A 14,667-nucleotide genomic window follows, 5' to 3' on the forward strand; every position below is an offset into this window, starting at 1 on the left:
TATTCGAAGCTAGTTATGTCCCAGCCTCTTTTCTTAGTGGCGTGGGACAGTGAATCACGTTACGTGTTGAGTCCTTTTAATAGGTACTCTTCAAATGCTTGACTATTCAATGGTTTGCTAAAGTAAAAACCTTGTCCAAATAATAAACCATCTTTGTTTAGTTCGTTGACGTGTTCCTGTATTTCGATTCCTTCTGCAATTACATTTAAACCTAAAGTTGTTGCCAAAGTTAAAACAGATTTCACAATTGCTCTGCTTTCTTCATTTACATGGATATCTTTAATGAATGAAGCATCCACCTTTAATGTATCAATTGGAAGGTGCTTAAGGTAACTAAGCGAACTATATCCCGTTCCGAAATCGTCAATTGAAATTTGTATCCCCAACTGGCGGATTTCCTCAAGGATAGACGCAGCATCATTAACATCCATAAAAACACTTTCTGTTACTTCCATTTCGAGCCACTTTGGGTCTAAATCTGTTTCTTTCAGTATTTTCTTGACCGAATTGATAAAATTAACATCCTCAAGCTGTCGGATGGATACATTAACTGAAATAACCAATGAATGATACCCTTTTTCTAGCCATTTTCTCATTTGCCTACAGCTTTCCCGCAAAATCCATTCCCCTAATGGCACAATTAAACCAGTTTCTTCAGCCAAAGATATAAATTTACCAGGTGGAATGGTACCTAACTCAGGATGTTTCCATCTAACTAAAGCCTCCATCCCAATTAATGTTTGGGTAGAGAGATTTAGTTTAGGCTGGTATTCCAGATAAAATTGTTCTTCTTTTATAGCCATTCTCATTGCATTTTCTAGCAACCTGCGTTCTAATGATTCATTTTTAATTTTACTATTAAAGAGTAAATAATGATTTTTTCCTTTATTTTTAACATTATAAAGGGCATCATCTGCATTCTTAATCAGTTCCCTCGATGTATCACCGTCGTTGGGATAAGTAGCGACTCCAATACTGCATGTCATGATATACTCCTGCCCTGAAATTAAAATCGGAGAGTTAAATTTCGTTAGAATTCGAGTTACATATTTTTTTAAGTCCTCTTCATCTTTTATATCCCTTAACAACACGATAAATTCATCCCCGCCAACACGACCTACTAGATCGCTTGGACGTATCGCATCCTTTATATTCCTTGCAGCTTCAATTAATACTTGATCACCTACATCATGGCCCCACTGATCGTTAATCGATTTAAAATTATCTAGATCAATGAAAAGGACGGACATTTTAGTCGATGAGGCTCTATGTTTCCTGTCAAGAATTTCCCTATTTAACTCATTCATAAAAGAACGTCGATTCGGCAGATTTGTTAATGAGTCATGAAAAGCCAAGTGATATATTTTTTGTTCGAATATCTTTCTGAATCGAATATCACGCATGACCACAAGAATTAAATCATTTTTTGAAAATGATGATTTGTCAATGACACTAAAACTGGCTTCTATATCAATATAATCCCCTTTGTGATCACGGATACGAATTTCTATATGTCTAACTGTTTTTTTCCTCTTGCAAAAGATCCTTATTTCCTTGTTAACCATCGCTTGATCATCTGGATGTATCATTTCAAAAAGATTAAGATGTCTGATGGAAGTTAAGTCATATTTTAATATAGCTTCAAAGGATGGAGATGCGTATTGAAAAGTGCCGTCTATTTCAATGAGACTAATTAAATCTGTTGTATTTTCAGCTATCAATCTATATTTTTCGTTTTGTTCCTCTTCTACTTGTTTTGCTAATTTAGAGCTTATGGATTTATCAGAGTAATCTAGAGTACGATGTATGTTTTCCATTTATTAAACTCCTTTAAGTTACAATTACTATTTTTAATACCTATCAGAAGTAAAGGCTAAATATGTAAGTATGAACTTTCTTGAATGATTTTATAGTAGCATCAACATGGATTTTACGTCAATTTTAAGATTCTTAAATTCAAGATATTTTACATTCGAATGAATATAGAAAACTTAATATCGTTAATAAGAGTGAACCTTAAAAGGCTCACTCTTTCTCAAACGAAATTTCTAAATTTTTTCAGATGATAAAATAGTTTTCTAGATCTCCGAATATTGAAGTCAGTACCCTTATTTTAAGTGTTATGTGCGATCACTCCATGCTTTAACCATTTCGCTGTTAATGTTTCTGCCCGTAACATCTCTTCTGGTGTGCCTTCAAAAATAAGATGTCCTCCTTTTTTTCCTCCCCCTGGTCCTAATTCAATTACCCAGTCGCACGCCGCGATAAAGTTTAGATTGTGTTCGATTATGATGACAGAATTACCTCTGTTTACGAAATTTTGAAATACTTCTAATAGTTTTTCATTATCTTCTGTGTGTAGCCCTAAGGATGGCTCGTCTAATAGGTAGATTTGTCCTTCTTTTTGTAAGTGGCTAGCGAGCTTTAGACGTTGGATTTCCCCTCCGCTTAGAGAACTTGTCGTCTGTCCTAAAGTCAGATACCCTAAACCTACTTCTTTAAGTGTACGCACTCTTTTTATGATTTTGGGTATATTAAAATAATGAATAGCCTCATCTATAGTTAAATCTAGTATTTCTACTATATTTTTATTCTGATATTTGTAGGACAGCGCTTCATCTGAATATCTCGTACCGCCACATGTTTCACAAGGTATTGTCACCGGATCTGCAAATGCTACATCTGGGGTTATTACTCCTTTTCCATTGCAGATAGGGCATGCTCCTAAGGAGTTAAAGCTGAATAAACCCGCTGGTTGTCCTGTTTCTTTTGAAAATGTTGCACGAATATCGTCCATGATCCCCATATATGTAGCCAGGGTCGAACGATTGGAGATTCCTATGCTACCTTGGCCAACCATTATGGTCTCAGGATATTCTTTCGCAAATGCTTCCAACATTAGTGAGCTTTTACCTGAACCTGACACTCCACAAATCGAGACTAAGACATTTTTAGGAATGTGTACGCTTATATTTTTCAGGTTATTGGTAGCTGCTTTTTTGATTCTAAAATAACTTTTTATATCCCTTTGACTTCTATTTATGTTTAATCTATGGTTTAAAGCTGTTGCAGTGGGAGAGTTCTTTAAGCCTTCTATCTTTCCTTGATAGAGAACCTCTCCTCCATTTACACCTGCTCCTGGTCCCATTTCAATTATTACATCCGCTACTTTTATGACTGATAGATTGTGTTCAATTACAATTACTGTATTGTGTTGGTCTTTTATCCTTTTTAGCATATGTATTAGCATATCCACTTCTTCTGGATGGAGCCCTGCACTTGGTTCATCGAAAATGTATGTAATATTGTTTAAACTACTCCCTAAATGACGAGCAATTTTTACCCTTTGAGCTTCGCCACTAGACAGGGTGCCCATTTTTCTTGATAGACTCAAATATCCTAATCCCATATCGACTAGTTGTGTCACATGTGGGATTATTTGTTGTGCAATTGATTCTCCCATCGGATCTTTGATATTCTTTAGTTCTTCTATTATGTCTGGAAGCTCTAATTGATCGTAGTCTGCGATGTTCAAGTTATTTATTCTACATTCTAATACCTTTGGATTCAGGCCAGAGCCTTGGCAGGTTGGGCATAATGAATGTGTAGAAACGGCCAATACATCATCTTGGGATACTTCTTTTAGCTTTGTGATATCTCTGTTTATATAAAGTCGCGTAAATCGAGGCAATAGCCCATCCCACTCATGATCCTGAGGTCCATTTTTCGTATGAAACGGCGCATAGACTTTTTCACCTTCTTGGGGACCATATAATAGCAACTGGAGTTCTTCTTTTGAGTAGTCCTTTATAGGCTTATCTGGATCGAATAAACCACCAGTCATCATCCATCTGCCTTGCCAGCCAGATGGCGACAACGGCTTAAATTTCACTGCATATTCTCGAAGTGATTGATTGAAATCGATTATCTTATTTAAGTCCGGCGTAATGACCTCCCCAAATCCACCACATTCTGGACATCTCCCAAAGGAACTTTGACTCGAAAAATCGGTGGCAGAACCTATGGATGGTTTTCCTATCCTTGAGAATAAAAGTCTAATCAATGGATCGATATCCATATAGGTGCCTACTGTTGAGCGAGAATTTCCCCCTATCGGCCTTTGTTCTACAACAATAACAGGGCTTAAGTTTTGCATAAGATCTGCGTGGGGTCTTTCATACCTTGGCATTTGATTTCTGACATAGAGAGGATAGTTCATTGTCATTTGTCTTCTGCTTTCTGTTGCTAATGTATCAAAAACAACTGAACTCTTTCCAGAGCCTGAAAGACCAGTAAATACGATGATTTTTTCTTTTGGTATAGTTAAATCTATATTTTTTAGATTATGTTCTTTTAATCCTCTTAAAATAATTTCATCTTTTATATCAGACATGTTACCATCCTTTCTATATTAATCTACTATGTTTTTTTCATTTCATTACAAGTTTAGCCACCCCTAACAGGAGGAATACCTTTCCTTATCGAAGATTGTTCTAATAAAACAATCGAGTCTCATGCAAAGTCCTTCATCGGCGTTATGAAGTCCCGAACGAATAAGTCCATTCCAAATCCCATATTATCACGAATGATAAATATGTTATAATATTATGAAAAATCGAAAAGGAGATTCCATAATGCTTATTCCCTTTAAAGACAAAAAACCGAACGTACATGAAACTGTCTTCTTGGCTCCAGGTTCATATGTAATTGGTGATGTTCAGGTTGGTAAAGAGACCTCTATTTGGTTTAATGCAGTTCTGCGCGGTGATGAAGACGCTATTATTATTGGGGATCGTTGTAGTATTCAAGATAATGCAACCATTCATTTATTTGAAGGCTCACCGGTAGTAGTGGAAGACGAAGTAACTATTGGTCATAATGTGATTCTTCATGGTTGTACAATTAAAAAAAGATGCATCATCGGAATGGGCTCGACCATTTTAGATGGAGCCGTTATCGGTGAAGAGTGTATCATTGGTGCCAATACGCTAATCCCTTCTAATAAAGTCATCCCACCTCGTTCCCTTGTCCTAGGCTCACCTGGAAAGGTGGTTCGGGAACTAACCGATAAGGATTTTGAACTAATCCAACTATCCATTGATACTTACGTTGAAAAGAGTTATATATACAATGACCTATTAAATAAGTAGTTCCATAGAAATAAGTAAAAACTGTAGGACGCAAACTCCTACAGTTTTTCTAATTTTATCTACTCTTAACTATCCCTTCCTCCACACTATGGTCTGTTGCTAACGGGGGTGTAATAGATAAGGATGCAATTTCTTCCCACTGATTCTTTTCTAACGAGATATGAATAGAATCAAGTGCTGGCTCCAACTGTTCTAGGTTTCTAGCACCTATGATGGGCGCTGTAATACTTGGGTTACTCTTTACCCAGGCGACCGCTAGAGAAACTGGATCATACCCATTTTCATTTGCATATTGTGTGAATCGACTAGCAATTTCATAATAATCCTTTTGACCATATCTAAGTTGATAGTTTTGTTGTTCTACCAGCCTACCTTGTTTTGGCTTCTTAGCTTCCCCATATTTTCCTGTTAGGAGTCCTCCACCTAACGGGCTATAGCTAATGACTCCAAGCCCTTCCGCTTGAGCTAGTGGTAATATCTCAACTTCGGCTTGCCTTTTCACTAGATTATACATTGGTTGAACTAGTTTAAATTTAGCCAACGCTTTTCGTTCTGATATACCAAGAGCTTTCGCAATTTGCCAGGCTGCCCAATTACTAACCGCAGGATATAGGATCTTCCCTTGTCTTTGCAGATCATCTAAAGCAATGAGCGTTTCCTCGATATCGGTTTTATCATCAAACCGATGAAGGAAGTAAAATTCAATTCGATCTGTTCCCAAACGTTTTAGGGTTTTCTCAATTGAAAGGAAAATATGTCTTCTAGAAGTGCCTCCTTCATTTTTACCAACGCCAGAAGGAAGACCGACCTTTGATGTTAACACAAGATCATCCCGACAATCAGCTATACATTTACCAAGTATTTCTTCTGACCTTCCACTGTTATAAATATTAGCTGTATCAAAGAAATTGATCCCGACTTCCCTACACCGGTTAAACATTGCCATGGACGTTTTTTCGTCTGCTATCCCACCAAAAGACATTGTACCGAAACACAACTCTGATACGTAAATGCCAGTATCTCCGATTGTTTTATATTCCATAAATACTCCCTCTCCAATTACTAAAAAATTCTTGTTACTTCCCTTCTAATATAGCTGTTTTTCGATACTGACTTCCCGGATGATCGTTTGGTAACAAGCTACTTCCGTGATTAAATAATTTTTCTCTGAAGGAACCCTGTTCATATTCCGTTTTGTAAATTCCGCGCTTCTGTAATTCAGGAATGACCAAATCAATGAATTCCTCTAGGCTTTCTGGTGTGACAAGATGAGCCAAGTTAAAGCCATCTACACCGCTCTCTTCAAATTGAAATTGAATTGCATCAGCCACTTCACTAGGATTTCCTACTAGCACATGATTCCGATCAATTGTTTCAAAACGGTTTAATACCTCTCTGACTGTTAATTTTTTTGGTGCATCTTTTGTAAGTGAAGCAGCTCTTGATTGCCCATGTTCGGTATGTTTATATTCGAAAGGACTATCTAAATCTGTATACTGTGATAAATCATACCCACTAGAACCGCCATATTGAGCTTTTGCTGCTTCAGCACTCCAATACCTAGCTAATTCCTGATACTTTTCTTCTGCCTGTTCTGAAGTCTCACCCACAATCACATTCAGAAAAGTAAATGCCTTAATATTCTCAGGGTTTCGTCCATACTTTTGCGCTCTTTGACGGATATCTTGAATAGACGATTTTATTTTTTCTGCTGACCCGCCAACAAATACACATTCTGCATGTTTGGCTGCAAACTCCTTGCCACGTTCAGACGTACCTGCTTGATAAATAACTGGGGTACGCTGTATGGAAGGCTCACTTAAATGAGGACCTTCTACCGAAAAATACTCACCTTTATGATTGATCTCATGTACCTTCGTTGAGTCTATTAGAATTTCTTGAGAGGCATCCGCAATGACAGCATTGTCCTCCCAACTCCCTTCCCATAGCTTATAAGAGACTTCCAAAAACTCGTCAGCCAAATCATATCGTGCATCATGCTTCAGCATTTCTGGTAGACCAAAGTTGCGTGCAGCATTCGGAAGATAGGAAGTAACGATATTCCAAGCGATTCTCCCTTTTGTAAGATGGTCTAAGGTTGAGAACCTCCTAGCATGGCCGAACGGATGCTCATATGTAGTACTAACTGTCACGGCGAAAGATAGATGTTCTGTGACACTTGCCATCGCTGGTACAACAAAAGCTGGATCATTTAATGGCACCTGAACTCCGTCACGAATAGATGGCTGTTTACTTTGTTTATAAACATCATATACCCCTAGCACATCTGCAAAAAATACAGCATCAAACTTTCCTCGTTCCAATAATTTCGCTAACTCAACCCAATAATCTAAATCCTTATATCGAGTATGTCTCTCACTATTTGGATGCTTCCAAAGCCCGTGTGAATTATGCATAGCACTCGTCATATCGAAAACATTTAAGCGTATTTGTTTAGCCAATTGTCTCACCTTTTCATAGATTATTTAATTGCCTTGTTAAATATTCAAATCTTACGTTCACTATTTTCTATTCTTAATGCTTTCTTCTAATTGTTTTAAAGTCTGCTCAAGATCTTCAGCAGGGATATCAACAACAATACTTCCACCCTTTGTATCTTCTATAACTGCTTCTTTCACATCCGCTTCCTGATATAGCTTTGCGATCGTTTTGTATGTTTCATTGTCTTTATCCTCTTCACGAACGGCAAATACATTAATATATGGTCTTGCTTCTTCACTCTCTGGATCGTCATATAACAACGCATCCTTAAAGTTCAATCCCGCTTGACCTGCGATCCCATTATTTATCAGAGATGCAGCAACATCTTTTAGTGCCTGTGCAGTTTGTTGCGAAACAACTGGAACAATTTCTAAATTCTTTGGGTTCTTAGCAATATCATCTAAGGTTCCGTATATACCAACACCATCTTTTAACTCAATTAATCCAGCAGTTTCTAATAAAGTTAAACCTCGGCCAAGGTTTGCAGGGTCGTTTGAAATCGCGACTTGCGAACCCTCTGGTATGTCTGCTAAATCATCATATTTTTCAGAGTAAATTCCTGTTGGGTTAATGGTTGTTGAAGCAATCGGAACAATCTTAAAGCCATTCTCAACATTTGCAGGACCTAGAAAGGCAATATGTTGGAAAGAATTCATATCAATCTCTCCATTTGCAAGAGCATTATTAGGCTGAATGTAATCGGAAAACTCCACTAACTCAATTGTGATTCCTTTTGCCTTTGCTTTTTCTTCAATCAGCTTCCAATACGGTCCATCCGCACCTGTTACACCTATCTTTACGACCTCATTAGATTTTCCAGATGTACTATTCGTACACGCTGTCAGTATTGATATAACAAACACCATTGATAAGAATATAATTAATCGCTTTTTCATTAGAAATCTCTCCCTTTTTTTGGTTATCTTCGTAAAAAGAATCTAGATAAAAAGTTTCCTGAAAACTGTGCTATTTGAACGAGTAGAATTAATATCACAACTGTTACAATCATGACCGATGTATCAAATCTCTGGTAACCATAGGTCATGGCAAGGTCCCCTAATCCACCGCCACCTACCGTTCCCGCCATAGCTGAGAAATCGACAAGTCCAACCGTAACAAAAGTGAGACCGAGAATAAGAGGTCCTAACGCTTCAGGTATAAGTACCCCAAATATGATTCGTACGGGGCTTGCACCCATAGCCTGTGCAGCTTCAATAATTCCCGGATCAATCGAGACAAGGTTACTCTCTACGATCCTAGCAACCGCAAAGCATGCCGCTATCGTCATAGGAAAAATAGCTGCTGCTGTTCCAATCGTCGTACCCATAACTGCCCGAGTTAAGGGACTCAATGCAACAAGCAAAATAATAAAAGGAATGGGACGAACGATGTTCACTAATAAATTAAGTACGAGAAAGATATATTTATTTTCTAATATGTTGCCTTTACGGGTGACAAAAAAGAGCACCCCCATCGCTATACCAATCATGCTTGAGAAAATTAATGTAAAGATAACCATTAAAATGGTTTCTCCAGTCGCTTCAATAATACGAGGCCAAAATGTAGTCCAATCAACTCTCATGATTAATCACCTCCCTTACTTCAACAATTTGTTTAAGTTCATTGATAACTTGCTGAATGAGAGGATCAGGACCCTGAAACTCAACAATTAAACTACCAAACAATTGATCCTGTAGCTCGTTAATACTTCCGTATATAATATTGAAATCAATCCCATGCTTTCTCGTTACTCGTGATAGGATTGGTTGACTTGAAGCCCCTCCTGTAAAAATCACTCGATACAAGTTTCCATAATAGTTATTGCGCAATTTCTCTAAGAGTTTGCTAGAAAGCTTATCGTTTAGCACGGAACTAATAAAATTTTTAGTTGTTTTGGATTGTGGGTTTGAAAATATGTCATACACATTTCCTTCTTCAATCACAGACCCATTTTCCATCACAGCCACTCGATGACAAATACTTCGGATTACATGCATCTCATGTGTAATAAGTAAAATGGTAATATTGTACTCCTCATTAACCTTACGTAATAGCTGAAGGATTTCTCCAGTTGTTTCAGGGTCTAACGCAGAGGTTGCTTCATCACAAATCAGAATGTCTGGTGATGTGGCAAGCGCTCTTGCAATTCCTACTCTTTGCTTTTGCCCGCCGGATAGTTGCTCCGGATACTGATCTGACTTATCTTGTAAACCAACAAATTGAAGTAATTCTTTAACACGGTGATCAATTTGATCTTTCGGCAACTTTGTAAGTTTGAGAGGATAAGCGATATTTCCATAAACAGTGCGAGAGTTAAATAAGTTAAATGACTGAAAGATCATACCGATTTTCCTTCGTAACTTCCGTAGTTCTGCTTGAGAGAGACTAGATATTTCTTGGTCGTTAACCACCACCTTCCCTGATGTTGGACGTTCAAGTAAATTAACGAGTCGAAGCAATGTACTTTTACCAGCCCCACTAAATCCAACCACCCCAAAGATTTCTCCCTTTGATATGGTTAAAGAAACATCCTTTAACGCTTGCACCTTCTTCCCTTCCAACCCAAATACTTTATTTACTTCCTCAAACTTAATCAATTGATAATCCTCCTTTTCGAAATCAAACAAAAAAGGCATCTCTATCCAACACCATGTAAGGATGTATTGGATAAAGATACCTTTAGTTGTCTAATCGGCATACTTTTTCATTTTATATATAATTTTTTTGGTAACTTGAGAAAAAAATAAAACCCCCTTCATGACAGAAGAGGGTTTAAATGGTAAATTTAATCGTCTCTTCTCATCTTTCAAGCTCTTTGCTTGCTGGATTTGGCACAGTACCTAGTAGTCTGTTGCCGAGGCTTCAAAGGGCCAGTCCCTCCACCTCTCTTGATAAGAATTCATTAATTATTGAATTGTAATTAATAATTTACATGGAATGTCTTTAACTGTCAATAAGATTTTTGAAAAATCTTATTATTGTTCTTTTTAGGCTACTAGTATACTTATGCTACAGGTCACCCTTAGTATTCTACTTTTCTATTAGTGTAACTCCGGCCAATAACCTTTGTTAGCTTCGATTAATTCATCCAAAATTTCTTTCGCTACTTTTGCACTTGGCACTGTTTTTGAAAGTGTTAATGCCTGCCATAGCTTTTGGTAGCTGCCTTCAATATAGGCTTGAACCACTAGTTTTTCAACTGTTACTTGCTGATACATTAGCGCTCTTTGGAATTCAGGAATTTTTCCTTGGCTTAATGGCTCTGGACCGTCGCTACCAACAATACATGGAACTTCAACCATAGCATCATCATCAAAGTTAGCAATGGCTCCATTGTTTTCAACAATTAATAACATTCTTTCATGCGTGTTAAAGGCAATCGCACGGGCTAAATCAACAACGAAAGTGGCATGTGCCCCCATTTCAAATTCGCAGCCTTCTGCTGTTCCTCTTTCAATGATCGTTCTTGCTGTTGAGAAAACCGTCTTTTCTCTACCAGCGATCACTTCATTTGCCCTTGTGTATTCTGGATTGGACGTTTTTACCACATAATCAGGGTATAAATAGTATTTTAAATACGTATTTGGCAAGAATCTAGGATCGACCGCTAGTAAATCTTTTGCTTTCTTGTGTGTTTCTTGCCAGCTAGCATCAGTATGCTGGGTATCTACTTCTTTTTGAGTAAGATATCCGTTTTCAGCAACATAATCACGAATTTGAGGAAGATATTCATTTCCTTCTTTATCTTTTACACTTGTCCACCAGCCAAAGTGGTTTAATCCGAAATAACGTACTTCTAAATCCTGCGGCTCTTTACCGATGATATGAGAAATTCTGCGCAGTGTGCCTACAGGCATATCACAGATATTCAATACTTTTGAATTTGGACGAAGAACGCGACAAGCTTCCGCGACAATCGCTGCAGGATTAGAATAGTTTAACATCCATGCATCTGGTGAATATTTTTCCATGATATCGATTAACTCAACCATATCCCCGATGCTTCTCATTCCATAAGCAATTCCGCCAGGTCCGCAAGTTTCTTGGCCAACTACACCATATTTCAATGGAATTTTTTCATCTTTTTCACGCATTTCATATTTCCCCGTACGAATATGAGCAAAGCAGAAATCAATATCAGTAAAAGCCTCTTCTGGATCAGTTGTGAAGCAATATTCAATATCCGGTGCATTTTCTTTTAATACAATTTCAATTGCTTCTCCTAAAACGGCTTGTCTTTCAGCATCATTATCATATAATTTTAATTTACGAAGTGGGAAACGGTCTAGATTATCTAATAACATCATAACAATCCCTGGTGTATAGGTACTTCCTCCACCTGCAATAACGACTGAGAACTTTTTCATTTTCTCCATTCCCTTCTAGATATCTTTGTTGTTGTTTTATTCCGATTCTATTCGTTTGTTGTTAATCCTAAATAACTGTCAACAGCTTTTCTAATCGTTGTTACCTGTAAGCCGTATACAACTTGTACGTTTTTATCTTTAATCACGACTCCACTAGCACCCGTTTCTTTCTTCAACACTTCCTCGTTGACCATTTCAGGATTATCTAGTGTTAAACGAAGTCTTGTATAACAATTGGTTACGGTATGAATATTACTTGCTCCACCTAAGGCATCAACAATTACTGGGGCAATTCCGTCATTTCCCTGTGATTCGGAAGTTCCAGTTTTTCCTTGTTTTTGCTTTTCTTTTAAATCTTTCTTCGTATATAACTTTGTTTCTTGTCCACCTTCTTCTCTTCCGACTGTCTTGAAGTTAAGCTTCACGATTAAGAAACGGAATAGTAAGTAGTAGATAACAAAGAAGATCAAACCGATTAAAATGTACATTGGCCAGTGTGTTTTCTCGATTCCAAGCGGTAAATTGAACAATAGGAAGTCAATCATTCCGTTTGGTCCAATTGCTCTAACATCTAAGAGACTAAACGTTACCATTGCTAAACCACTTAAAGCAGCGTGAACCACAAATAGTAGTGGAGCAACAAACATGAATGAGAATTCAATTGGTTCAGTAACACCAGCAATAAAAGAAGTCACGGCAGCAGGAATCAAGATTGCTTTTACCTTCGCCTTGTTCTCAGGCTTTGCTGTATGATACATAGCTAAGCAAGCGCCGAGTAAACCAAACATTTTTGAAATACCACGTGCATCCCAAACGACAGATGAAGAAAGTTCTTTTACAGTTGGATCTGCAATCTCAGCGTAGTAAATATTTCTTGCACCTTCAAAAATTTGTCCGCCAACTTCTGCTACACCGCCCAATGATGTATATAAGAATGGTGTATAGATTAAGTGATGCAGCCCAGTAGGAATTAATAAGCGCTCTAACATTCCGTATAAGAATATTCCGAAGTTCCCACTGTGATTAATAAGAGATCCAAGATTGTTAATACCATTTTGGAAAAACGGCCAAATATACGTAAGAGCAATTGATAATAGGACAACTACTGGTATAAGTACGATAAAGACAAAACGTGATCCACCGTATATTTGAAAAGCACCGTTAAATTCTATATCAACAAATTTGTTATGAACAAAAGCGGTTACAATCCCGAGAATAATTCCGAGGAAAACACCCATATCAAGTATTTGAACACCTAAAACAAGCGTTTGTCCTGTACCTTGTAGGGAGTCGCCTTGAAACAGTACTCCGGTAAGGTCCATAAATTTATTCATCGCATTAACAAATACTAAATAACCTAATAAAGCAGTAAAACCAGCAACTGCTTTCTCCTTATTAGCCAAGCCTACCGTGATACCGACACAGAAAATCAATCCTAGATTACCGAGAATCGAAACTAATGATCCAGTTAAAATGGATCCGAAACCTGTCGTAATCGGATTATCTAAAAATGGAATGACTTCCAATAATCTAGCATTCGTAAATAAGTTACCGAGGGCAATCAAAATACCGGCAATCGGCAAGATAAGTACTGGAATAAACATTGCTTTTGAAAAGCGTTGCATACCTTCCATCATTTTGGCTTTCATTGAGCCGCACCTCCAATATTCACTTAATTTCTTTCGACACGTTTAGAATACAATGCAAGCGTTTTATAGTCGATAGTTTCAACATGATTAAAAACGTGTTTCACAGATTGAAACACGTTTCACTCTTCCCTATTCTTTTTCGCGCCTAAATTCTCAACATACTGCTTAAGGATAAACTCAAACAGCAGAAGCAATTTAGGAAAGAAACGATTTGGTAGCATATTTCGGTCATCTAGCTTATTGTAATCCATAATTTTAAAATTTAAATCAGACAGCTTCGCAATGCGATTATCCGTTTCCTTTGTAAATGAAGCTGTAAACACATGATGTTCTTTTGCCGCATGAAGTTTATCAATTACAGTCTGTGTTTCTCCTGATTTTGATATAACGACTAATGCCCCGATATCCTCAAGATTATTTTCAAATATACCAACGGAGTCCGTTGCACTGGCAAATATCGTTTTCCTGCCTAATACTAATAGTTTTTTATGAAAGTACTCTGCAGCAATGGCTGAAAAGCCAGTCGCATAAATAAATATATATTTTTGATCTAGATTTAACACTTTGCTAATAAACGTTTCAATCTCTTCCATCGAATTAAGGGTTAAAAAATCCGTTTGGCTTACCTGCAAAAAGTCCTCTATATCACCACTTTGGGGTACTTCAACTTTCCTAATCATCGGCAGTAGTTGATAATACATATCCACAAAACCGGTATAGCCTAACTTTTTGGATAAGCGAATAACAGTCGCGGGGGAAGTAAAATTTTCTTTAGCAATTTCACGCACGCCTTTTTGCAAAACCGTATCAATATTCGTAACGATATATTGAATGATTTGTACATCTAATTCCGTTAAATTTCTCCCTTGAATAATTTTGCTAATATCAATCAAACCTAATCACTCTCATTCTTATGTATGCCACTTTATATCATCTACTATTATACCTCAACTCTAGCCGTTCAAACGAACGGTTGGTTAAGCAGTGCAATAGAAGAAA

General features: G+C 37.3%; 11 protein-coding genes and 1 riboswitch. Of the genes, 1 reads left to right on the forward strand and 10 read right to left on the reverse strand.

Annotated features, from left to right (window positions below; genetic code table 11):
- Window positions 1–59 precede the first annotated feature (59 nt).
- On the reverse strand, window positions 60–1,817 hold the full coding sequence (locus tag CKK03_RS20800; RefSeq protein ID WP_099364422.1) for a putative bifunctional diguanylate cyclase/phosphodiesterase: 1,758 nt from the start codon (window positions 1,815–1,817) through the stop codon (window positions 60–62).
- A gap of 296 nt (window positions 1,818–2,113) precedes the next feature.
- A complete protein-coding gene (locus CKK03_RS20805; RefSeq protein WP_099364423.1) occupies window positions 2,114–4,393 on the reverse strand; it encodes an ATP-binding cassette domain-containing protein in 2,280 nt (759 codons plus the stop codon).
- A gap of 241 nt (window positions 4,394–4,634) precedes the next feature.
- Here CKK03_RS20805 and CKK03_RS20810 point away from each other — a divergent pair, with 241 nt between their 5' ends.
- Entirely contained in the window at window positions 4,635–5,150 is a 516-nt protein-coding gene (locus CKK03_RS20810; protein ID WP_099364424.1) for a gamma carbonic anhydrase family protein, read from the forward strand.
- A gap of 55 nt (window positions 5,151–5,205) precedes the next feature.
- Here the strand turns inward: CKK03_RS20810 and CKK03_RS20815 are convergent, their stop codons facing one another.
- From CKK03_RS20815 to CKK03_RS20850, 8 genes are all read right to left on the reverse strand, one after another.
- Window positions 5,206–6,192 carry an aldo/keto reductase gene (locus tag CKK03_RS20815; protein ID WP_099364425.1) on the reverse strand — a complete coding sequence of 329 codons (987 nt, stop codon included), beginning with the start codon at window positions 6,190–6,192 and terminating at the stop codon, window positions 5,206–5,208.
- Between the two features lie 34 nt (window positions 6,193–6,226).
- Entirely contained in the window at window positions 6,227–7,612 is a 1,386-nt protein-coding gene (locus CKK03_RS20820; protein WP_099364426.1) for an LLM class flavin-dependent oxidoreductase, read from the reverse strand.
- A 60-nt stretch (window positions 7,613–7,672) separates the two neighbouring features.
- The gene (locus CKK03_RS20825) at window positions 7,673–8,548 is read right to left on the reverse strand and encodes a MetQ/NlpA family ABC transporter substrate-binding protein (RefSeq protein ID WP_099364427.1); all 876 of its coding nucleotides are present in this window, start codon (window positions 8,546–8,548) and stop codon (window positions 7,673–7,675) included.
- 23 nt (window positions 8,549–8,571) lie between these two features.
- Window positions 8,572–9,234 (reverse strand): methionine ABC transporter permease, encoded by a 663-nt coding sequence (locus CKK03_RS20830; protein WP_099364428.1) that lies wholly within the window; start codon window positions 9,232–9,234, stop codon window positions 8,572–8,574.
- On the reverse strand, window positions 9,224–10,249 hold the full coding sequence (locus CKK03_RS20835) for a methionine ABC transporter ATP-binding protein (protein ID WP_099364429.1): 1,026 nt from the start codon (window positions 10,247–10,249) through the stop codon (window positions 9,224–9,226). Before CKK03_RS20835 ends, CKK03_RS20830 begins: the two co-directional genes overlap by 11 nt.
- A gap of 199 nt (window positions 10,250–10,448) precedes the next feature.
- A riboswitch (SAM riboswitch) is annotated at window positions 10,449–10,550 on the reverse strand.
- 143 nt (window positions 10,551–10,693) lie between these two features.
- Window positions 10,694–12,019 (reverse strand): 6-phospho-alpha-glucosidase, encoded by a 1,326-nt coding sequence (locus CKK03_RS20840; protein WP_218962817.1) that lies wholly within the window; start codon window positions 12,017–12,019, stop codon window positions 10,694–10,696.
- Window positions 12,020–12,066: 47 nt separating this feature from the next.
- Window positions 12,067–13,668: a PTS transporter subunit EIIC gene (locus tag CKK03_RS20845; RefSeq protein ID WP_099364431.1), complete on the reverse strand. Its 1,602-nt coding sequence runs from the start codon at window positions 13,666–13,668 to the stop codon at window positions 12,067–12,069.
- A 119-nt stretch (window positions 13,669–13,787) separates the two neighbouring features.
- A complete protein-coding gene (locus CKK03_RS20850) occupies window positions 13,788–14,561 on the reverse strand; it encodes a MurR/RpiR family transcriptional regulator (protein WP_099364432.1) in 774 nt (257 codons plus the stop codon).
- Between the last annotated feature and the right edge of the window lie 106 nt (window positions 14,562–14,667).

It is taken from the genome of Fredinandcohnia onubensis, assembly GCF_002734215.1.
Classification (GTDB): Bacteria; Bacillota; Bacilli; order Bacillales; family Bacillaceae_L; genus Ferdinandcohnia; species Ferdinandcohnia onubensis.

Coding starts and splice junctions, on each gene's coding strand:
- CKK03_RS20800 (WP_099364422.1), bottom strand. CDS start 1,817: ATGGAAAACATACATCGTACTCTAGATTACTCTGATAAATCCATAAGC.
- CKK03_RS20805 (WP_099364423.1), bottom strand. CDS start 4,393: ATGTCTGATATAAAAGATGAAATTATTTTAAGAGGATTAAAAGAACAT.
- CKK03_RS20810 (WP_099364424.1), top strand. CDS start 4,635: ATGCTTATTCCCTTTAAAGACAAAAAACCGAACGTACATGAAACTGTC.
- CKK03_RS20815 (WP_099364425.1), bottom strand. CDS start 6,192: ATGGAATATAAAACAATCGGAGATACTGGCATTTACGTATCAGAGTTG.
- CKK03_RS20825 (WP_099364427.1), bottom strand. CDS start 8,548: ATGAAAAAGCGATTAATTATATTCTTATCAATGGTGTTTGTTATATCA.
- CKK03_RS20830 (WP_099364428.1), bottom strand. CDS start 9,234: ATGAGAGTTGATTGGACTACATTTTGGCCTCGTATTATTGAAGCGACT.
- CKK03_RS20840 (WP_218962817.1), bottom strand. CDS start 12,019: ATGAAAAAGTTCTCAGTCGTTATTGCAGGTGGAGGAAGTACCTATACA.
- CKK03_RS20845 (WP_099364431.1), bottom strand. CDS start 13,668: ATGAAAGCCAAAATGATGGAAGGTATGCAACGCTTTTCAAAAGCAATG.